Consider the following 19,461-nt stretch of genomic DNA (forward strand, 5'->3'; position numbering starts at 1 on the left):
GCTTCGGCCGAGTCCGGGAGGCCGGGAGGGGACCGATGCGCTACAACGCCGTCGCGCGGATGCTGCACTGGCTGACCGTCGCGCTGATCCTGACGACCATCCTGCTCGGCCTCGTGATGGTCTGGGTCGAACTGCCGGATCCGACCAAGTTCACGATCTACGACATCCACCAGAGCATCGGCGTGACGCTGCTGCTGATCACCCTGTTCCGGCTGGTCTGGCGGGCCGGGCATCCGCCGCCGCCCCTGGACCCGAGCATCCCGCCCTTCATGGCCTTCGGCGCCCATGCCAGCCATTTCGGGCTCTACGCCCTGCTGATCGCCATGCCGGTCACGGGCTTCCTGGCGACCAACGCCTGGGGATTCCCGCTGCACCTCTGGTGGCTCGTCCACCTGCCCGACCCGATCGGGCGGAGCGAGCGGTGGGCGCCGATCCTCTCCCTGGCCCACGACACCATGGGCTTTGCGCTGATCGGGCTGGTCGCGCTGCATGCCGGGGCTGCGCTGTTCCACCACTTCATCCGGCGGGACGACACGCTCCGGCGGATGCTCTAGCGCCGCGCGGCGTCTACTTCAGCGGCTGCTGCGCCCGCTCCAGCAGGCGGCGGAACAGGCCGGGCTTCTTCGCCGGCGCCGCCTCAGCCGCACGGCGGGCGCTCTCCTCCTGCGCGGCCTTCTGCTCCTTCTCGCGGTCGCGTTCCTTCGCGGCAAGCCACTTCTCGAGGCTCATGCCCGCCTTCGCCGCGCGGCGGGCCTCGTAGGCGCGCTGGGCCTCGGTCATGCGCGGCGGCTGTGCGGCCATGGCGAACTCTCTGGATCGTGAGGCCGCATGGAATGGCCCGCCGGCGCCGAGGGATCAAGGGGCGGATCAAGGGCTTGCCCCACTCCGTCTCCGGGCGCAGGTGAAGGAATATGGAACCCCGGGTGAAGGCCGGCCTCTGGGCCGGGATGGCGCTGCGGCTGGCGGACCAGGCCGGGCGATCCGGCATGGTGCTCCGCAAGGGCGACCCGGACAGCGGCGGCATTCTCTGCGTCCTGCGGACGCGGGAGGGGGTCGTCGTCCTCTCCCAGGTGCGGGACGCGCAGGGGCGGGAGGCCTGGATGCGAGGCACCGGCGCCGCCCCGGTGGAGGAGCCCGACGCGGACGCCTATGTCGCCCGCCAGGTGAAGCGGGACCCGGATCTCTGGGTGCTGGAGTTCGACGCCCCCGACGGCCAGCCGCCCTTCGAGGCGCGGATCCTCTAGCGACGTCGGGCGACAAGGAGACGGGTGGGATGCAGCAGCAGATCTCCGCCGTGACGCTCGGCGTGGCCGACCTCGCCCGTTCACGCCGCTTCTATGTCGAAGGGTTCGGCTGGCAGCCGGTCTACGAGCAGGCGGACATTATTTTCTACCAGATGAACGGCCTCATGCTGGGCACCTGGCAGGAGGCGTCCCTCGCCGAGGACATGCGCCAGCCCGCGCCCGTCCGGCCCGGCGGCTTCTCCCTCGCCCACAATGTGCCGGCGCAGGCGGATGTGCAGCCCTTGCTGGATCGGCTGGCCGCCTTCGGCGGCCGCATCCTCCGCCCAGGCGATGCGCCGCCCCATGGCGGCTTCCGCGGCTACGTGGCCGACCCCGACGGGCACGCATGGGAGATCTCCTGGAATCCCGCCTGGCCGATCGACGCGCAGGGCCACGTCACCTTCGGGACCTGATGAACTCCCGACCCAGGGAAGATCGGCCGCGGGGGCGCAACGACGGCCCGGGCGGCGTGTGCTTTTCCGGCCAGCGGCTTAGCCTCGCCGCCTCACGGAGCGGACGCGCATGGCGAGTGACGGGATCCTGATCTGGGGTGCGGGGGCGATCGGCGGGACGGTGGGGGCCTTCCTCCGCCGTGCGGGGCAGGACGTGACCTTCGTGGACGTGGTGCCGGACCATGTGGCCGCCATCCGCGACCCCGCGCGCGGCCTCCGCATCTCCGGCCCGGTGGAGGAGTTCACCGTCACCGCTCCCGCCCTGTTGCCGGAAGAGGTCCGGGGGACCTGGGACCGCATCTTCCTCTGCGTGAAGGCGCACCACACCGCCGAGGCCGCCCGCGCCCTGGCGCCGCACCTCTCGGAGAACGGCTATGTCCTCTCCCTCCAGAACGGCCTCTGCGAGCGGGTGATCGCCGGCGTCGTCGGCCCGGCGCGGACGATGGGTGCCTTCGTGAACTTCGGCGCGGACTGGATGGAGCCGGGCCACGTCATGATGGGGAACCGCGCCGCCGTGGTGCTGGGGGAGATCGACGGGCGGATGACACCGCGGCTCGCCGCCCTGCACGAGGTCATGCGGATCTTCGAGCCGGACGCGATCACCACGCCCGACGTCCACGCCTATCTCTGGGGCAAGCTCGGTTATGGCGCGCTGCTCTTCGCCCAGGCGCTGGGGATGAAGGGCATTGCCGAGGCCCTGGCCCGCCCCGAGCTGGACACCCGCTTCCGCCGCCTGGGCGAGGAGGCGGTCACCGTCGCCCTGGCCGAGGGCGTGACGCCGCTCGGCTTCAACGGCTTCGACCCCGATGCCCTCCGCCCCGGCGCGCCGATGGAGGCGACCCGGAAGAGTCTCGCCGCCATGGTCGAGTTCAACCGGGGGAGCGCGAAGACCCATTCCGGCATCTGGCGCGATCTGGCCGTGCGGAAGCGCCGGACGGAGGTGGACGCGCAGGTGGTCCCGGTGATCGAGGCCGGCGCGGCCCGCGGCATCGCCTGCCCCGGCCTGTCCCGCCTGGCCGACCTCATCCACGAGATCGAGGACGGGCGCCGCCCGCTCTCCGACGACAATCTGCTGGAGTTGATCCCGTGAACCTTCGCTTCGACGGACAGGTGGTGGCGGTGAGCGGCGCCGGGCATGGCCTGGGCCGCCGCATCGCCGAGCGCTTCGCGGAGCTGGGTGCCCGCGTCTACGGATGTGGCCCGGATGCCGCCCTGCTGGCCGACACGGCGAAGGCCGGCATCTCCGTGGCCGCCCTGAACCTGACGGACCGCGCGGCCGCGGCCGACTGGATCGCCGGGATCGAGCGGGAGGCGGGGCCGCTGAACGTGCTGGTGAACAACGCCGGCGGCGTCGCGGGCCAGGTCCACAAGCCCGTGGAGCAGGTCTCGGATTCCGATTGGGACGCGGTGATCGCGGTGAACCTCGGTGCCGCCTTCGCCCTGTCCCGCGCCGCGGCGCCGGGGATGAAGCGGGCCGGGCGCGGGCGGATCGTCAACATCTCGTCCGGCGCGGGGCTGCGGGCGTCGCTCACCGGCATCCAGGCCTATACGAGCGCGAAGCACGCGGTGATCGGGCTCACGCTCCAGCTCGCCCAGGAACTGGGGCCGCACGGGATCACCGTGAACTCCGTCGCGCCCGGTCTGATCCCGAGCAATCCGGCCTCGGCCGAGCAATGGGCCGGCTACGGCGATGCCGGGCAGAAGGCGATGATCAACCGCATCGCCCTGCGCCGCCTGGGCACGCCGGACGACATCGCCAACGGGGTGATCTTCTTCGCCTCCCCGCTGGCGGATTTCGTCAACGGGCAGATCCTCTCCGTGGACGGGGGCCGGTGAGGGCACTCGCCCTCCTCGTCCTGCTCTTCCTGGCCGGGTGCGGCGGGCCGGGGCGGCCGATCGTGCCCGACGATGGCCGCCCGGACTGGATGCCGGTCCCGCAGGAGGGGCGCTACCCCGTCCTGCGGACGCCCGGCGAATATCACTACCGGGTCTGAGCGGCGCTCAGTCCCAGCCGCCCTCCAGCAGCGCGCGCGTCTCCGCCACGGCGACGTCCCAGATGCGAAGCATGTCCTCGTCCGGGCGCTGATAGAGGCCGCCGAAATTGCCGTCCCCGAGTTGCGCCCGCACCGAGACGGGCGAGAGCGTGCGGAGCCGGTCCGTGTCGGTCATCGGCTTGGCCCCGGCGGGCGGGGGAGGGGCGTTCGGCCGCCGCGTCCAGGGGAAGTTCTCCATCCAGCTCGCATGGCTGGCGACGGGATCGGTGGCCTGAACGGCGGCGAAGATCTTCGGCGCCTTCCACCAATCGTGCCAGCGGATTCGAGCGTCCGGCCGCTGCGCCATGAACTCCAGCGCCGCCGGGGCGCCAGGCCCGTTCCCGCCATGCCCGTTGCAGATCAGCACCCGCCGGAAGCCCTGGGCGTAGAGACCGTCCAGCACGTCCGTGAGGATCGCGAGGTAGGTTGAGGCCCGCAGGCTGACCGTGCCGGGATAGGCCGTGAAGAGCGGCGTGATGCCATAGGCGAGGACCGGGAAGACCGGGACGCCCAATGGCTCCGCCGCCTCGGCCGCGACCCGTTCGGAGAGGATGCTGTCCACCGAGAGGGAGAGCCCCGCATGCTGCTCCGTGCTGCCGAGCGGCAAGACGCAGCGGTCGTCATGCGCCAGCCAGTCCTCGACCGCGCGCCAGTCCATGTCCGCGATTCTCATGGGGCCCCTATCCCTGATCCAGGCCGGTCATAGCGGCCGCCGCCCTGCCCGGGGAGGAGGCGGGCCGCGCCACGGCGTGAGGCAACCGCCCCGGCCGCGGGCAGGCCTTGCAGCGAGGGGAACGAAAGACGCATCCGGCGTCATTCCCAGCCCGGCGATTTCCGGCCTAGTCTCCCGCAGATTCCAGCCGCGCGAGGTCCCCATGCTGAACCGCCGCCTGTTCCTCTCGGGCGCCGCCGCCCTGTCCTTCGCCCCTGCCGCCGGGCTGCGCGCCCAGGGCACCGGCCCCACCTTGACCGTGGGCGTGCGCTCCGGCCCGGAGAGCATCGACCCGCACTGGTCCACCCTCGGCGGCCATATCGAGGCGCTGCGCCACGTCTTCGACAGCCTCATCTTCCAGGACGAGAACCTCGCCCTGAAGCCGGGCCTCGCGACCTCCTGGCGCCCGGTGGACGACACGACCTGGGAGTTCAAGCTGCGGGAGGGCGTGCGCTTCCACGACGGCTCCCCCTTCACCGCGGAGGACGTGAAGTTCTCCCTCGACCGCATCCCCGAGGTGACGGGGCCGATGTCGATGGTGCTCTACACCAAGCGCGCCAAGTCCTCCCGCGTGGTGGATCCGCTGACGATCCACGTCACGACGGACGGACCGGCGCCGACGCTGCCGAACGACTTCACCCGCCTGATGATCGTGCCGAAGAAGATCGGCATGGCGCCGCGGAACGAGCAGTTCAACTCCGGCGAGGCCGCGATCGGCACCGGCCCCTTCAAGTTCGTCCGCTGGGAGCCGCGCGGCGATCTGGTGGTGGAGCGCTTCGACGGCTGGTGGGGCGGGCAGCAGCCCTGGGCCCGCGTGATCCGGCGCGAGATCCCGAACGACGCCGCCCGCATCGCCGCGTTGAAGAGCGGGCAGGTGGACCTGGTGAATTACGTCCCCGCGACCGATGTCGCGGCGCTGCAGCGCGATTCGACGATGGACGTGGTGATCGGCGACAGCGTCTACGTGTTCAACGTCTATTTCAGCCTCGCGGAGCGGCTGCCGAAGCCTGTGAAGGTGGACGGGCGGGAGATTGAGGCGAATCCCTTCCGCGACCTGCGCGTGCGGACGGCCTTCGACCTCGCCACCGACCGCCGTGCCCTCGCCCGCGTGGTCTATGAGGGCTTCGCGAAGCCCATGAGCCAGCTCATGCCGGACGGCTTCTTCGGCAGCAGCCCGAACCTGCCGGAGCGCCGCCCGGACCTGAACCGCGCCCGCGCCCTGCTGGCCGAGGCCGGCTATCCTCGCGGGCTGGAGGTGGATTTCTTCGCCACCAACAACCGACTGCCCGGGGACGCCGCGCTGTGCGAGGCGCTGGCGCAGCAATGGTCGCGTGTCGGCATCAAGGCGAACCCGAACGCGGTGACCGGCACTGTCTTCTTCCCGGCCTCCACCCGGGGTGACTACAGCCTGCAGATGTCGGGCTGGGGCACGCTGACCGGGGAGGCCGCCTACACCTACGCCGCGATGATCCACGCGCCCGACCCGGCCCAGGGCTTCGGCAACTTCAACCGCTCCGGCTACAACAACCCGGAGGTGAACCGCCTGCTGGCGGAGGCCGTCCGCACCCTGGACGACAACCGCCGCCGCGCGCTGTTCATCCAGGCGACCGACATCAGCATGAACGAGCGGCCGATGCTGCCGATCGTCATGCCGCAGACGATCTGGGCCATGGGCAAGGGCAAGCTCTCCTTCACGCCGCGCGTGGACCAGGAGACGCTCGGCCAGCTCATCTCGCGGCGCTAGATCCTGCCTGTGCTGGAATGCGGGAGGCTCTGCCTCCCGGACCCTCCGCCGGGGGGGCAACGGCCCCCCCGGACCCCGCGGACAAATATGATCGCGGGTCCAGGGAGCGCGTTCGCTCCCTGGTGGATGGGGTCCGGGGAAGGCAACGCCTTCCCCGGGGACGCCTGATGCTCGGTTTCCTGCTGGGCCGCCTCGCGCAGGCGGTGCTGGTCGTTCTCGTCATGTCAGTGGTCGTGTTCCTGGGCGTCTACGCCATCGGGAACCCGATCGACGTGCTGATCGATCCCGCGGCGACGCAGGCCATCCGTGCGGCGCTGATCCGGCAATACGGGCTCGACCTGCCGTTGTGGCAGCAATACCTGCGCTTCCTGAACGCGGTGGTGCATGGCGACTTCGGAAGCTCCTTCGTCTTCCGCATCCCCGTGCTGACCCTCATCCTCTCGCGCCTGCCGGCGACGCTGGAGCTGGCGACGACGGCGATGGTCATCGCGACCGTGCTCGGCGTGCCGCTCGGCATCTGGGCGGGATACCGTCCGGATTCGCCGTCCAGCCGCGCGATCATGGCGATCTCGACGGTCGGCTTCTCCGTGCCGACCTTCTGGGTAGGGCTGCTGCTCATCCTCCTCTTCGCGGTGGAACTGCGCGTGCTGCCCTCCGGTGGGCGAGGGCCTGTCGGCTTTCTCGGCCTGTCCATCTGGACACTGGAGGGGTGGAAATACCTCCTCCTCCCCGCGCTGAACCTGTCGCTCTTCAAGCTTGGCCTGCTGATCCGCCTCGTCCGCGCCGGAACCGAAGAAGTCATGGGCAGCGAGCACGTCCGCTTCGCCCGCGCGCAAGGGCTGCCGGAGCGTCAGGTGGTCGGGCTGCACGTGCTGAAGAACATCGGCATCCCTATCGTCACCGTCTTCGGCCTGGAGTTCGGCTCCACCTTGGCCTTCGCCGTGGTGACGGAAACGGTCTTCAACTGGCCCGGCATGGGCAAGCTCATCATCGAGAGCATCACCTCCCTCGATCGTCCGGTCATGGTCGCCTACCTCATCCTCGTCGTCCTGCTCTTCGTCATGATCAACCTTGTGGTGGAGCTGACCTACGGCCTGCTCGATCCGCGCATCCGGGCGGGGCGGGGGCGTTGAACGCCACCTTCTGGTCCGAGGGCTGGGCGGAGTTCCGGCGCTCCCCCGTAGCCGTGGTCGCGCTGGCCGTGGTGGTGGTGATCGTCGCGCTCGCCCTGCTCGCGCCGTTGATCTCGCCGCAGGACCCGTATGATCAGACCGCGCTGGACCTGATGGACGCGCGGCTGGAGCCGGGCAGCGTCGGATCAGGCGAGTATGTCCACTGGCTCGGCACCGACAATGCGGGGCGGGACCTGCTCTCCGCCATCCTCTACGGGTTGCGGACGAGCCTCGCCATCGCGGTCACGGCGGGCATGGCGGCGCTGGTGGTCGGGACGGCGGTGGGGCTCTCCGCCGCCTATTACGGCGGCTGGTACGGCGCGGTGATGATGCGGATCGTGGACCTGCAATTGTCGCTGCCCGCGATCCTGCTCGCGCTGGTGATCGTCGCCATGCTGGGGCAGGGGGTGCCGCAGCTCATGGCGGCGCTCGTCGCGGCCCAGTACGCCTATTTCGCCCGCACCGCCTTCGGCGCGGCCAGTGCGGAGCGCCGGCGCGACTACATCGAAGCCGCGCTCTCCACTCCGCTCTCCGGCGGGCGCGTGCTCTGGCGGCACCTGCTGCCGAACACCCTGCCGCCGCTGATCGTGGTGGTGACGGTGCAGATCGCGAGCGCCATCTCCCTGGAGGCGACGCTCTCCTTCCTCGGCCTCGGCCTGCCGGTGACGCGGCCCTCGCTCGGGCTGCTGATCTCGAACGGCTTCCAGTTCATGCTCTCGGGTCGCTACTGGATTTCCGTTTATCCCGGCCTCGCGCTGATGGTGACGGTGCTGGCGATCAACCTGGTGGGCGACCAGCTTCGGCAGGTTATCAACCCGCGGCGGCGGCGATGAGCGACGTCGCGATGCATGCCGCACCGTCCGGCACCGCGCCGGGCGCGACGCCGGCGCTGGAGGTGCGCGGCCTGCGCACCGAGTTCCCCAGCCGCGCCGGAACGGTGCGCGCGGTCAACGGCGTGTCCTTCGCCATTCACAGGGGCCGCATCCTCGGGCTGGTGGGGGAGAGCGGGTCGGGAAAGTCAGTGACGGGCTTCTCCATCCTCGGCCTCGTGGACCCGCCGGGACGGGTGGTGGCAGGGGAGGTGCTGCTGGAGGGCCAGGACATCCTCCGCCTGCCGCCCGGGGCGATGCGCCGGGTGCGCGGTGCGCGGATCGCGATGGTCTTCCAGGACCCGCTGATGACGCTGAACCCCGTGCTGCGCGTCGGCACCCAGATGGCCGCCGCCGTGCGCGCGCACGACCCCGTCTCGAAGGCGGAGGCGCTGGCACGGGCGGAGCGGGCGCTGACCATCGTCGGTATCCCCAGCCCGGCCGAACGCCTGCGCGCCTATCCCCACCAGCTCTCCGGCGGGATGCGGCAGCGCGTGGCGATCGCGACGGCCCTGCTGCACCGCCCGGCCGCCATCATCGCGGACGAGCCGACCACGGCGCTGGACGTCTCGATCCAGGGCCAGATCCTGGCGGAGGTCCGCCGCTTGGCCGACGAGACCGGCACGGCCTTCCTCTGGATCACGCATGACCTCTCGGTGGTCTCCTCGCTCGCGGACGATGTCTGCGTCCTCTATGCCGGCCGGGTCATGGAGCGCGGCCCGGCTGATCGCGTCATCGCCGCCCCGCGCCACCCCTACACCGCGGCGCTGATCGGCTCCGTCCCCTCTGGCCATGAGCCGGGGACGCGGCTGCCGCAATTGGCCAGCGCGCCGGCTCCGCCGGGCGACGATCCCGGCTGCCCCTTCCGCACCCGCTGCCCCCGTGCCCAGCCCGACTGCGCCTTGCCGCCGCCGGACGTCGATTTCGGGGAGGGGCAGTCCGCGCTCTGCCACCACCCGCTGGAGGCGGCGGCATGAGCCTTCTGCTCGACATCCAGCATGTCACGAAGCGCTTCGCCTCCCCGGTGACGCTCGGGGACCGTTTGGCCGGGATTGTGCGTGGCCGTCCTGCCCGCCGCTTGGTCCACGCGGTGAACGACGTGTCCCTGACCATGCCGCGCGGCGAGGTGCTCGGCCTGGTGGGCGAGAGCGGCTGCGGCAAGTCCACGCTGGGCCGCGTCATCGCGGGCATCTATGAGCCTACCACGGGCGAAGTCCTGTTCGACGGCGCGCCCGTCATGCGCGGGGGGCGCAAGCGCACGCCCCGCGTGCAGATGATCCACCAGGACCCCTTCGCCAGCCTCGACCCCCGGATGAAGGTCGCGGAGACGGTGGGGGAGGGTCCCATCGCTCATGGCATCGTTCCGCGCGCGGGATCGGATGACTATGTCGCCGGGATGCTCGACCGCGTCGGCCTGAACCCGGCGTTGCGGAACCGCTTCCCCCACCAGTTCTCCGGGGGGCAGCGGCAGCGCGTGGCCATCGCCCGTGCCCTGGCGATGAAGCCGGACCTGCTCGTTCTGGACGAGCCGGTCGCCTCGCTCGACGTGTCCATCCAGGCGCAGGTGCTGAACCTCTTCCTCGACCTGAGGCGGGACCTCGGGCTGACGGGGGTCTTCATCTCCCACGACCTCGGCGTGGTGCGGCACGTCTCGGACCGGGTGGCCATCATGTATCTGGGACGGGTGGTGGAGCTCGCCCCGACCCCCCTGATCTACGCCGCCCCGGCCCACCCCTACACCCGTGCCTTGCTGGACAGCGTGCCGCGCATCGGCCAGGGCCGCGGCGTCTTCCGCCCGATCCGGGGGGAGATCCCGTCCCCCCTGGCCCCGCCCCCCGGCTGCCACTTCCACCCCCGCTGCCCCCATGCCGGCCCCCGCTGCCGGGCGGAGGTGCCGCTCCTGAAGCCGGTCGTTCCTGGCCAGGCCGCCGCGTGCCACCTGCATGACGGGGGTGTCGGACTCGGGGTTGCCGGGGCTCTGGCCGCGGAGCAGCGTCCGGCCGCATGAAGATCCGGCAGCGCGCGACGGTGGTCGCGGTCCTGGCCGCGGCCGCCCCGATCGCGGCCCAGGCTTCCGAAACCTTCCTCGGCCTGGCGCCCTGCGCCCTCTGCCTGTGGCAGCGCTGGCCCTACTGGGTGGCCGCCGTCCTCGCTGCCCTGGCGGCTGGGCTGCGGCTGCGGGGATTGCTGGCCCTCGCCGGGCTGGCGGTGCTCGTGTCCGGGGGGATCGCCGGCCTCCATGTCGGCGTGGAACAGGGCTGGTGGCCGAGCCCCCTGCCGGCCTGCTCCGCCCCTTCCGCGACGGGCGCCGCCAGCGTGGAGGATCTGATGCGGAGCCTGGCGCCCCTGCCGAACAAGCCCTGCGACGCGCCTGCCTACCTGATCGAGGGGCTGCCGGTCACCATCCCGATGATGAACCTCGTCTACGCGCTTGTTCTGGGCGCACTCGCCCTCATCTGGTCGGCCAGGAGAAGCGACGCATGACCGACCAGCCGCCGCGCGACATGGGCACCCGCAACAACGGCGACCGCAACACCGGCGACGGGCGCCTGCCCGGCGATCCGACGCCGCGCGAGTACGTCGCCCGCACCATCCGCGTGGACCATGCCGGGGAATACGGCGCCAAGCGGATCTACGAGGGCCAGCTCGCGGTGCTCGGGCGCACGAAGTACCGCCCGGTTCTGGAGCACATGAAGGAGCAGGAGCAGGTCCACCTCGACACCTTCTCCCGCCTGATCGCGGAGCGGCGGGTGCGGCCGACGGCGCTGCTCCCGATTTGGCATGTGGCGGGCTTCGCGCTCGGCGCCGCCACCGCCCTGATCGGTCCCCGCGGCGCCATGGCCTGTACCGTGGCCGTGGAGGAGGCCATCGACGAGCACTACGCGTCCCAGCACGCGACGCTCGGCGCCGACGAGCAGCCCCTGCGCGACACGATCGAGCGCTTCCGCCAGGAGGAGCTGGAGCACCGCGACATTGGCCTGGAGAACGAGGCCGAGCTGGCCCCCGCCTATCGGCTGCTGAGTGCCGTCATCAAGGCCGGCTGCAAGGTCGCGATCAAGGTCAGCGAGCGGGTCTAGCCGATTCCCCCCCGCGCCCGGCCCGTGCTAGGGCCCGGCGCGCAGGAGGACCGCCATGACGCCGCGCTACTACGGCCAGTTCGACCCACCGTTGGACCGGGTCCTGCACGAGCGCTACTTCCGCGACCGCCGCGGCGGTGTCTTCGTGGAGTGCGGCGCCTTTGACGGGCTGCTCGAATGCACCTGCAAGTTCTTCGAGGAGAGCCTCGGCTGGACGGGCGTGAACGTGGAGCCCTCTCCGCCGATCTTCGCGCAGCTCACGGCCAACCGCCCGGATAGCCGTAACGTGAACGCGGCGCTCGCCTCGAAGGATGGTCACGCCACCTTCCACAGCGTCGTGCATCCACAGTTCGGGGAGCTTTGCACCAACGGGTCCCTCCAGCACCATCCGGTCCATGCCGCCGCCATCGCGGAATCCAACTGGGGCGTGAAAGACCACGAGGTCGAGACGATCACCTGGCCCACCCTCTGCGAGCGCGCGGGCCTGACCCGCGTGGACCTGCTGGTGCTGGACGTGGAGGGCTGCGAGCTGGACGTGGTCGCCGGGATGCGCGGCGCCCCCGTCCTGCCGGAGGTCTTCTGCGCCGAGCACGGCCACCTGGGCGTCCCCGCGTTGCGGGAGGCGATCGAACCGCTGGGATACCGCTACGATGGCGGGGCGGAGGTCAACTCCTTCTTCGTGAAGGCTGGCCCGCTGCGCCGGTTCTGGGGGCGGGTGACGGGCCGGTAGCTCAGGGGGCGGGCAGGCGGCGCATGGGCACGCGCTCCGTCCGCAGCCAGTCCGGCCAGCCGACGGTCCGCTCAACCGTCACGAGCAGGATGCAGACGGCGAGGGCCACCCCCATCGCGATCAGCGCGCGGCGCGATGGCGGGTTCCGCCACCACCGCGCCATGAGGAAGAGCAGGCGGGTATAGGGGTCCAACCGCCCTCAGCTCTCCAGCTCTGAATCCCAGTAGAGGTAGTCCCGCCAGCTCTCATGCAGGTGGTTCGGCGGGAAGGCGCGCCCGTTCTCCTGCAGTTCCCAGGAGGTCGGTTGCCGCGGCACCTGGCGTGGGTGCATCCGGCATTCCCGCGGGAGGTGGCTGCCCTTGCGCAGGTTGCAGGGGCCGCAGGCGGCGACGACGTTCTCCCAGGTCGTGCGCCCGCCGCGGGAGCGGGGAATGACGTGGTCGAAGGTCAGGTCCGGCGCCGGCCGGTCCTCACCGCAATACTGGCACTCGAAGCGGTCCCGCAGGAACACGTTGAACCGCGTGAAGGCCGGGCGTCGGGCGGCGGGGATGTATTCCTTCAGCGCGATCACGCTCGGCAGGCGCATCGTCAGGCGAGGGGAGTGCACCTCCGCCTCGTACTCGTTCAGCACCGAGACGCGATCGAGGAACACCGCCTTCACCGCGTCCTGCCAGGACCAGATCGAGAGGGGGAAGTAGGAGAGGGGACGGAAATCCGCGTTCAGCACCAGCGCGGGGAAGGAGCGTCCGCTGGCGTAGTGACCGATCTCGCCGCCGAGTTGCCCGCCGTCCGGCACATCATGCTCCTACCCGAGGAGCGGTGGTCACTAGGCCTGGGGCTCAACCGGGCGGTCGGGCCCCAGATCAAGTGGCGCCGCCCGATGGACCGAACATGGCAGCGGCGGCCAAGGGGCGCAACTCGCGCCCCTGCTGGCTTCACGGAGCCGTCATGTCGGCGGCAGCGTCGCCACGGCCCGTTGCAGCGCGAGCGCGCCCGCCGAGAGCCCGGCCTCATCGATTCCGTGGCCCAGCCGCGGGGAGTAGACGGACTCCACCGGCACGCCGGCATCGCGCAGCGCGCGCTCCGCCGCGCGGCTGCCGGCGACCGGCACCACCTGGTCCGCCTCCCCGTGCACCAGCAGCACCGGCGGGCGCCCCTTCATCTCCGCGCTGAGCGACTCGGGCGCGAGCAGGACCCCGGAGAAGGCGAGGATGGCGGCCGGCGGTGTGGACCGGCGCAGCCCGCAGTAGAGCGCCGTCATCGCCCCCTGCGAGAACCCCATCAGCATCACGCGCGTCTCCGGCAGACCCGCCGCGGCGCATTCCCGGGTGATCAGGGCGTTCAGCATCGGCGCGACGACCTTCAGACCCTCCACCATCTGGGCCGGGGTGCGGTCCCACAGGCTGAACCACTGCCGCCCGAAGCCTCCCGCCGCATAGGGAAAGGGCGCGTGGGGCGCGATGAAGAGGGCGTCCGGGACCGCCCGGCCCCAGCGGGGCGCGAGGTCGATGAGGTCGTTCCCGTCCGCCCCTACCCCGTGGAGCAGGAGCACGATCTCCTTCGGCCGGCCCCGGGAGGCCGGGCCCCAGCGGGGGCCGTCGAGATCCGCCATGGTGCTTTCCCTGTTCTCAGGGCTCGGCTAACCCGCTCGGCCCATGGCAGCAAGTCCCGTCACGACGCGCTTCGCCCCCAGCCCCACGGGCTTCCTGCACCTGGGCCACGCACATTCCGCCCTGATCGCCTGGCGCGCGGCGCGGGGGGAGGGCGGCCGCTTCCTGCTGCGGATCGAGGACATCGACCGCACCCGTTGCCGCCCCGAGTTCACCGCGGCCATCGAGGAGGACCTGCGCTGGCTCGGGCTGGACTGGGATGGGCCGGTGCGCGTGCAGTCCGGCCACTTCGCGGAGTACCGCGGGGTGCTGGACGCGCTGGCCGGGCGCGGCCTGCTCTATCCCTGCTTCTGCACCCGCGCGGACATCGCGCGCGAATGGGCCGCGATCGGCCAGGCGCCGCACGGGCCGGACGGCCCGATCTATCCCGGCACCTGCCGACAGCTTTCGCCGGCCGAGCGCGCGTCCCGCATCGCCGCCGGCCAGCCCTATGCGCTGCGGCTGGACGTGGCGGCCTCCCTCGCCACCCTCGGCGCGCCGCTCGACTTCGAGGAGGTGGGGGAGGGCAGGGTCCGCTGCGATCCCGCTCGGTTCGGCGACGTGGTCCTCGCGCGGAAGGAAGTTCCGGCCTCCTACCACCTCTGCGTGACGCATGACGACGCGCTGCAGGGCGTGACCCTCGTCACGCGCGGAGAGGACCTGCGGCCCGCGACCGACCTGCACCGCCTGCTCCAGGCCCTCATGGGCTGGCCCGCCCCGCGGTACCGCCACCACCGGCTGCTGACCGGCCCGGACGGAAAGCGCTTGGCGAAGCGGGACGGCGCCGTCGCCCTGCGCGCCCTCCGCGAGGCCGGGCGCACGCCGGAGGAGGTCTGCGCCCTGGCGGGGGAGGGGTGATGGGATGGCAGCCCATGGAGACCGCGCCGCGTGACGGCAGCATCGTCCTCGTGCGCTTCGCCATCAGCGCGCAGCTCTCGAGCGGGGAGCGGATCGTCACCGACGCGCTGCTGGAGGCGCGCTACGACCCGGCCATCCGCCGCTGGAGGGCCCTGCCGGACGGTCACCCGGTCTGGCCAGCCAGGTGGCGGCCGCGGCTCCTGCCTCCCACGCCGTCCGGGTGAACCGGTGGCGTGGCGTTTGCTCTTCCCTGGCTTGCACGCCTGCGCGAAGCCCTCCTAGCATCCGCGGCGCGCGGAACGACCCCGGAAGGACCATCGTGGTGACCTCCTTTGCCAGCACCCCTCTCTCCCGCCGCGTCCTGGCGGGCGGCCTCGGCGCGCTGGCGATGGCGCCGCATATCGTCCGTGCGCAGGGCGCCACAGGCGCGCCGGTGCGGATCGGGGAGCTGAATTCCTATTCCAACATGGCCGCCTTCGCCGTTCCCTACCGCAACGCGATGCAGCTGGCGGAGGCCGCGATCAACGCGGCCGGCGGGGTGATGGGCGGCCGGCGCCTGGAATTCGTCTTCCGCGACGATGGGGGCACCCCCGGCAGCGCCGTGCGCGTGGCGGACGAGCTGCTGACGCGGGAGAACGTCTCCTTCCTCGTCGGTACCTTCCTGTCCAATGTCGGCCTCGCCGTCGCGGACCTGGCGAACCAGCGGAAGAAGCTCTTCGTGGCGACGGAGCCGCTGACCGACGCCATCACCATGGGCCAGGGCAACCCCTACACCTTCCGCGTGCGCCCCAGCACCTACATGCAGACGAAGATGCTGGTGGACGCCGTGCGCGGGCGCCCGCAGAAGCGCTGGGCCATCGTCTGCCCGAACTACGAGTACGGCCAGTCCGCCGCTGCCAACTTTAAGCGTCTGCTGCCCGCCGCCATCCCGGGCGCCGAGATCGTGGCGGAGCAGTATCCCGCCCTCGGCCGCGTGGACGCCGGCGCGACGGTCGGCGCCCTGGCGCAGTCCCGCCCGGACGCGATCTTCAACTCCCTCTTCGGCCCCGACCTGACCGCCTTCGTGCGGGAGGGCAACACGCGCGGCCTCTTCGAGCGCCGCCTCGTCGTCTCCCTCCTGACCGGGGAGCCGGAATACATGATCCCGCTCGGCGACGAGACACCGGAGGGCTGGATCGTCACTGGCTATCCCTGGGATCAGGTGGAGAACCCCGTCCACCGCGCCTATGTCGAGGCTTATCGCGCCCGCTTCAATGACACGCCGCGCAAGGGCTCGCTGCTGGGCTACGTGACGGTGCAGGTCATCGCGAACATGCTGAACCGCGCGAACAGCACGGAGACCGACGCGATGATCGCTGCGCTGAAGGACCTGCGGACCGACACCGTCGCCGGCCCCGTCACGATGCGCGGACTGGACCACCAGGGCACGCTCGGCACCTGGGTCGGCGAGACGACGCTGCGCGGCCGCGCCGGTGCCATGCGCAACGCCCACTACGAGGACGGCGCCAACCATCTCTTCCCCGAGGCCGAGGTCCGCGCGGCACGCCCGTCCTAGTGGATTTCTCCTTCCTGCTGGCCCAGTCCCTCTCGGGGCTGGCCAGCGCCTCGTCGCTCTTCGTCATCGCCTCCGGGCTCACGCTCGTCTTCGGCGTGACGCGGATCGTGAACTTCGCGCACGGCTCCTTCTACATGCTGGGGGCCTACATCGCCGTCACGGTCGTGCCGTGGCTGCTGGACTTCGACCGATCGCCGGCGCTGTTCTTCACCGGCGTCATCGCCTCCGCCGTCGCGGTTGGCGTGCTCGGAGTGGTGATGGAGGTGCTGCTCCTCCGCCGCATCTACCACGTGCCCGAACTCTTTCAGCTCCTCGCGACCTTCGGTGTGGTGCTGATGGTGCAGGACGCGGTGCTGGCTATCTGGGGGCCGCTGGAAATCTCGGGACCCCGCGCTCCCGGCCTGCGGCACGGCGTCGAGATCCTCGGCCAGCGCCTGCCGGCCTACGAACTTTTCCTCATCGCCGTCGGCCCCGCCGTGCTGGGGCTGCTCTGGTTGCTGATGCACCGCACCCGCTTCGGCGTCCTCATCCGCGCCGCGACGCGGGACCGGGAGATGGTGGGCGCGCTCGGCGTAAATCAGGCACTGCTCTTCACCGGCACGCTCTTCCTCGGCGCCTTCCTGGCCGGGCTGGGCGGCGCGCTCCAGATTCCGCGTGTGTCTGCGAGTTCCCAGATGGACCTGTCCATCATCACCCAGGCCTTCGTTGTGACGGTGGTCGGCGGCATGGGGTCGGTGCCCGGCGCCTTCCTGGCCTCCGTCATCATCGGGCAGCTCAATGCCTTCGGTGTGCTGGTCTTTCCGAAGATCACGCTTGTCCTGGTGTTTCTGTTGATGGCGGCGGTGCTGGTGGTGAAGCCCTGGGGCCTGCTGGGCAAGCCGGAGACCGCTTCCGGCCGCGTCGCGCTGCCCGAGGGAATCCTGAACCTGCGGCCTTTCCGCCAGTCCGAATGGATCGTCACCGCGCTTGCCCTCGCTGCGGTGCTGGCCTTGCCTTTCATAGCCGATGCGTACTTCACCCGGGTCGCGACCGAGGTGCTGATCTTCGCCCTCGCGGCCTTCTCTCTGAACTTTCTCGTCGGTGCGGGCGGGATCGTCTCTTTTGGCCACGCCGCCTATTTCGGCCTCGGCGCCTATGCCGCCGGCCTGCTTGTTACGCGCGCGGGCTGGACGATGGAGCCCGCCCTCATCGCCGCCCCGCTCGCGGCGGGTGCGGCGGCGGCGGCCTTCGGCCTTTTCGTCGTGCGACTGTCCGGCATCTATCTCGCGATGCTGACGCTCGCCTTCGCACAGATTGCCTACGCCGTGTGCTTCCAGTGGGTGGAGGTCACGGGCGGCGACAACGGCGTGGTCGGCGTCTGGCCGTCCCGCTGGGCATCCGGCGGCACGACCTATCACTACCTCGTTGCGGTGCTGTCGCTGGCCGGCATCCTGTTCCTGCGGCGGGTTATCTACGCGCCCTTCGGCTACACCCTCCGCGCCGCGCGCGACAGTGAGGCACGGGCGGACGCGATCGGCGTGGACGTACGCGCGCATCGCTGGCTCGCCTTCTCCCTCGCCGGCGCGGCGGCGGGGTTGGCGGGCGGGCTCTACGCCTTCTCGAAGGGTTCCATCGATCCGACACTGCTCTCCATCCCGCTTTCCGTCGATCTCCTGGCGATGATCCTGCTGGGGGGCATCCAGACGGTGATGGGATCGGTTGCCGGCTCGGCCGTGTTCCACAGCCTGCACGTGTTCTTCCAGCCGCTGACAGATTACTGGCGCTTCCTGCTTGGCGCCTCCATCATCGCGGCGGTGCTGCTCTTCCCCCGCGGCCTGGGCGGCGCCTGGGCGGGGCTACGCCACCGATGAGCGCGGCGGTGGAACCGGTCGGTGCCCCGTTGCTGGCCGTGCGGGGCCTGCAGAAGCGCTTCGGCGGCGTCGTGGCGGCGAAGAACGTGTCGTTCTCGCTATCCCCCGGAGAGATGCTGGCGATCATCGGCCCGAATGGCGCAGGCAAGTCCACCACCTTCAACATGGTGGGCGGCCAGCTTCGCCCGGATGCCGGCCAGGTGGTCCTGAACGGCCGCGACGTCACCGGCCTACCGCCCCGACAGGTCTGGCGCCTTGGTGTCGGCCGCACCTTTCAGGTGGCGCAGGCGTTCCTCTCGATGTCGGTGGCCGAGAACGTGCAAATGGCACACATCTCCCATCACGGACGCACCCGTTCCCTCTGGCCGAGTGCGAGAGATCTCTACCGCGACGATGCCCTGGCCCTGCTCGCCCGCGTCGGCATGGAGGACGCGGCCGACCGTCCCGTCGCGGAACTTGCCTATGGCGACGTGAAACGGGTGGAGTTGGCCATCGCCCTCGCCGCCGACCCGCGCCTGCTCCTGATGGACGAGCCCACCGCCGGCATGGCCCCGCGGGAACGCGCCGCCCTGATGACTCTCGTGGACCGCATCGCCCGCTCCGAAGGGATCGGTGTCCTCTTCACCGAGCACGACATGGACGCGGTCTTCGGCCATGCCGACCGCGTCCTCGTCCTCGTCCGCGGCGAGATCATCGCGGAAGGCCCCCCCGCCACCGTCCGCGCCGATCCCGAGGTGAAGCGCGTCTATCTCGGCGGCGGCCATGGCTGACCCGGTGCTGGAGGTCTCCGGCCTGACCGCCGGCTACGGGCTCGCCGAGGTCCTTTTCGGCGTGGACCTCACCCTCATGCCCGGGGAGGTCGCGGCGCTGATGGGCCGCAACGGCGCCGGCAAGTCCACCACCATGAAGGCGGTCATGGGCCTGCTGCCCCGGCGCGGTGGAACGGTGCACTTCGCCGGTCGCACCATCGCCGGCCTGCCCCCCTACCGCATTGCCCGCCTCGGCCTGGGCTACGTGCCGGAGGATCGCCGCATCTTCACCGACCTGACGGTGGAGGAGAACCTGGCCGTCGGCCGCCGCCCGCCGCGCCCGGGACAGGACCCCTGGACGCCGGACCGCCTCTTCGCGATCTTTCCCAACCTGGCCGAGATGCGGGGCCGCCGCGCCGCGGCCATGTCCGGCGGGGAGCAGCAGATGCTGACCATCGCGCGCACGCTCATGGGCAACCCGGCCGCCGTCCTGCTGGACGAACCGAGCGAGGGTCTGGCCCCCGTCATCGTGGACCAGATGGCGGAGGCTGTGACCCGGATGAAGGAACGCGGCGTGGCTGTCCTGCTGAGTGAGCAGAACCTGCACTTCGCCTCCGCCGTGGCGGACCGCGCGATGGTCATCGAGCGCGGACAAATCCGCTGGACCGGCCCGATGCGGACGCTGCTGGACGACCCCGCACTGCGCGACGCGCATCTGACGGTATGAC

Annotated in this window: 25 protein-coding genes; 20 read left to right on the forward strand and 5 right to left on the reverse strand. The window is 71.1% G+C overall.

Annotation, left to right across the window (positions count from 1 at the left end):
- The first annotated feature begins 35 nt into the window (after positions 1-35).
- A complete protein-coding gene (locus tag ACP6CK_RS27925) occupies positions 36-554 on the forward strand; it encodes a cytochrome b (protein ID WP_426956606.1) in 519 nt (172 codons plus the stop codon).
- 13 nt (positions 555-567) lie between these two features.
- Here the strand turns inward: ACP6CK_RS27925 and ACP6CK_RS27930 are convergent, their stop codons facing one another.
- Complete coding sequence (locus tag ACP6CK_RS27930; protein WP_426956607.1) at positions 568-801, reverse strand: hypothetical protein; 234 nt, start codon at positions 799-801, stop codon at positions 568-570.
- A gap of 110 nt (positions 802-911) precedes the next feature.
- Here ACP6CK_RS27930 and ACP6CK_RS27935 point away from each other — a divergent pair, with 110 nt between their 5' ends.
- The 5 genes from ACP6CK_RS27935 to ACP6CK_RS27955 all read left to right on the forward strand — a co-directional run bounded on the left by ACP6CK_RS27935 (position 912) and on the right by ACP6CK_RS27955 (position 3,729).
- Complete coding sequence (locus tag ACP6CK_RS27935) at positions 912-1,244, forward strand: DUF1491 family protein (RefSeq protein ID WP_426956608.1); 333 nt, start codon at positions 912-914, stop codon at positions 1,242-1,244.
- 29 nt (positions 1,245-1,273) lie between these two features.
- Positions 1,274-1,696, forward strand: a complete 423-nt coding sequence (locus ACP6CK_RS27940) for a VOC family protein (protein WP_426956609.1) — start codon at positions 1,274-1,276, stop codon at positions 1,694-1,696.
- A gap of 109 nt (positions 1,697-1,805) precedes the next feature.
- Positions 1,806-2,825, forward strand: coding sequence for a ketopantoate reductase family protein (locus ACP6CK_RS27945; protein ID WP_426956610.1), 1,020 nt, complete (start codon positions 1,806-1,808; stop codon positions 2,823-2,825).
- Positions 2,822-3,571, forward strand: a complete 750-nt coding sequence (locus ACP6CK_RS27950; RefSeq protein ID WP_426956611.1) for an SDR family NAD(P)-dependent oxidoreductase — start codon at positions 2,822-2,824, stop codon at positions 3,569-3,571. The genes ACP6CK_RS27945 and ACP6CK_RS27950 overlap by 4 nt, the downstream gene beginning before the upstream one ends.
- A complete protein-coding gene (locus tag ACP6CK_RS27955; protein WP_426956612.1) occupies positions 3,568-3,729 on the forward strand; it encodes a hypothetical protein in 162 nt (53 codons plus the stop codon). Before ACP6CK_RS27950 ends, ACP6CK_RS27955 begins: the two co-directional genes overlap by 4 nt.
- A 7-nt stretch (positions 3,730-3,736) precedes the next feature.
- Here the strand turns inward: ACP6CK_RS27955 and ACP6CK_RS27960 are convergent, their stop codons facing one another.
- Positions 3,737-4,441 carry a creatininase family protein gene (locus ACP6CK_RS27960; protein WP_426956613.1) on the reverse strand — a complete coding sequence of 235 codons (705 nt, stop codon included), beginning with the start codon at positions 4,439-4,441 and terminating at the stop codon, positions 3,737-3,739.
- 202 nt (positions 4,442-4,643) lie between these two features.
- On the opposite strand from ACP6CK_RS27960, the gene ACP6CK_RS27965 reads away from it, so the two are divergent.
- The 8 genes from ACP6CK_RS27965 to ACP6CK_RS28000 all read left to right on the forward strand — a co-directional run bounded on the left by ACP6CK_RS27965 (position 4,644) and on the right by ACP6CK_RS28000 (position 12,072).
- A complete protein-coding gene (locus tag ACP6CK_RS27965; RefSeq protein WP_426956614.1) occupies positions 4,644-6,224 on the forward strand; it encodes an ABC transporter substrate-binding protein in 1,581 nt (526 codons plus the stop codon).
- A 167-nt stretch (positions 6,225-6,391) separates the two neighbouring features.
- Positions 6,392-7,357 carry an ABC transporter permease gene (locus ACP6CK_RS27970; RefSeq protein ID WP_426956615.1) on the forward strand — a complete coding sequence of 322 codons (966 nt, stop codon included), beginning with the start codon at positions 6,392-6,394 and terminating at the stop codon, positions 7,355-7,357.
- Entirely contained in the window at positions 7,354-8,229 is an 876-nt protein-coding gene (locus tag ACP6CK_RS27975) for an ABC transporter permease (protein ID WP_426956616.1), read from the forward strand. Before ACP6CK_RS27970 ends, ACP6CK_RS27975 begins: the two co-directional genes overlap by 4 nt.
- Entirely contained in the window at positions 8,226-9,242 is a 1,017-nt protein-coding gene (locus tag ACP6CK_RS27980; protein WP_426956617.1) for an ABC transporter ATP-binding protein, read from the forward strand. The genes ACP6CK_RS27975 and ACP6CK_RS27980 overlap by 4 nt, the downstream gene beginning before the upstream one ends.
- The gene (locus ACP6CK_RS27985) at positions 9,239-10,273 is read left to right on the forward strand and encodes an ABC transporter ATP-binding protein (RefSeq protein ID WP_426956618.1); all 1,035 of its coding nucleotides are present in this window, start codon (positions 9,239-9,241) and stop codon (positions 10,271-10,273) included. The genes ACP6CK_RS27980 and ACP6CK_RS27985 overlap by 4 nt, the downstream gene beginning before the upstream one ends.
- Positions 10,270-10,749: a disulfide bond formation protein B gene (locus tag ACP6CK_RS27990; RefSeq protein WP_426956619.1), complete on the forward strand. Its 480-nt coding sequence runs from the start codon at positions 10,270-10,272 to the stop codon at positions 10,747-10,749. Before ACP6CK_RS27985 ends, ACP6CK_RS27990 begins: the two co-directional genes overlap by 4 nt.
- Complete coding sequence (locus tag ACP6CK_RS27995; RefSeq protein ID WP_426956620.1) at positions 10,746-11,342, forward strand: demethoxyubiquinone hydroxylase family protein; 597 nt, start codon at positions 10,746-10,748, stop codon at positions 11,340-11,342. The genes ACP6CK_RS27990 and ACP6CK_RS27995 overlap by 4 nt, the downstream gene beginning before the upstream one ends.
- 55 nt (positions 11,343-11,397) lie before the next feature.
- Positions 11,398-12,072, forward strand: a complete 675-nt coding sequence (locus tag ACP6CK_RS28000; protein ID WP_426956621.1) for an FkbM family methyltransferase — start codon at positions 11,398-11,400, stop codon at positions 12,070-12,072.
- Between the two features lies 1 nt (position 12,073).
- On the opposite strand, the gene ACP6CK_RS28005 is transcribed toward ACP6CK_RS28000, so the two are convergent.
- The 3 genes from ACP6CK_RS28005 to ACP6CK_RS28015 all read right to left on the reverse strand — a co-directional run bounded on the left by ACP6CK_RS28005 (position 12,074) and on the right by ACP6CK_RS28015 (position 13,684).
- Complete coding sequence (locus ACP6CK_RS28005; protein WP_426956622.1) at positions 12,074-12,265, reverse strand: hypothetical protein; 192 nt, start codon at positions 12,263-12,265, stop codon at positions 12,074-12,076.
- Positions 12,266-12,271: 6 nt separating this feature from the next.
- The gene (locus ACP6CK_RS28010) at positions 12,272-12,868 is read right to left on the reverse strand and encodes an HNH endonuclease (RefSeq protein WP_426956623.1); all 597 of its coding nucleotides are present in this window, start codon (positions 12,866-12,868) and stop codon (positions 12,272-12,274) included.
- A gap of 150 nt (positions 12,869-13,018) precedes the next feature.
- Complete coding sequence (locus ACP6CK_RS28015) at positions 13,019-13,684, reverse strand: alpha/beta hydrolase (protein ID WP_426956624.1); 666 nt, start codon at positions 13,682-13,684, stop codon at positions 13,019-13,021.
- Between the two features lie 43 nt (positions 13,685-13,727).
- Between ACP6CK_RS28015 and gluQRS the strand changes: the two genes are divergently transcribed.
- From gluQRS to ACP6CK_RS28045, 6 genes are all read left to right on the forward strand, one after another.
- Complete coding sequence (gene gluQRS, locus ACP6CK_RS28020) at positions 13,728-14,579, forward strand: tRNA glutamyl-Q(34) synthetase GluQRS (RefSeq protein WP_426956625.1); 852 nt, start codon at positions 13,728-13,730, stop codon at positions 14,577-14,579.
- Between the two features lie 14 nt (positions 14,580-14,593).
- Positions 14,594-14,803, forward strand: coding sequence for a hypothetical protein (locus tag ACP6CK_RS28025; protein WP_426956626.1), 210 nt, complete (start codon positions 14,594-14,596; stop codon positions 14,801-14,803).
- Between the two features lie 98 nt (positions 14,804-14,901).
- Entirely contained in the window at positions 14,902-16,134 is a 1,233-nt protein-coding gene (locus ACP6CK_RS28030; protein ID WP_426956627.1) for an ABC transporter substrate-binding protein, read from the forward strand.
- Positions 16,134-17,984, forward strand: coding sequence for an ABC transporter permease (locus ACP6CK_RS28035; RefSeq protein WP_426956628.1), 1,851 nt, complete (start codon positions 16,134-16,136; stop codon positions 17,982-17,984). Before ACP6CK_RS28030 ends, ACP6CK_RS28035 begins: the two co-directional genes overlap by 1 nt.
- Positions 17,981-18,754, forward strand: coding sequence for an ABC transporter ATP-binding protein (locus ACP6CK_RS28040; protein WP_426956629.1), 774 nt, complete (start codon positions 17,981-17,983; stop codon positions 18,752-18,754). Before ACP6CK_RS28035 ends, ACP6CK_RS28040 begins: the two co-directional genes overlap by 4 nt.
- Positions 18,747-19,460, forward strand: coding sequence for an ABC transporter ATP-binding protein (locus tag ACP6CK_RS28045; protein WP_426956630.1), 714 nt, complete (start codon positions 18,747-18,749; stop codon positions 19,458-19,460). Before ACP6CK_RS28040 ends, ACP6CK_RS28045 begins: the two co-directional genes overlap by 8 nt.
- Position 19,461 lies beyond the last annotated feature (1 nt).

This window comes from Muricoccus radiodurans (assembly GCF_050154705.1).
Lineage (GTDB): Bacteria > Pseudomonadota > Alphaproteobacteria > Acetobacterales > Acetobacteraceae > Roseomonas > Roseomonas radiodurans.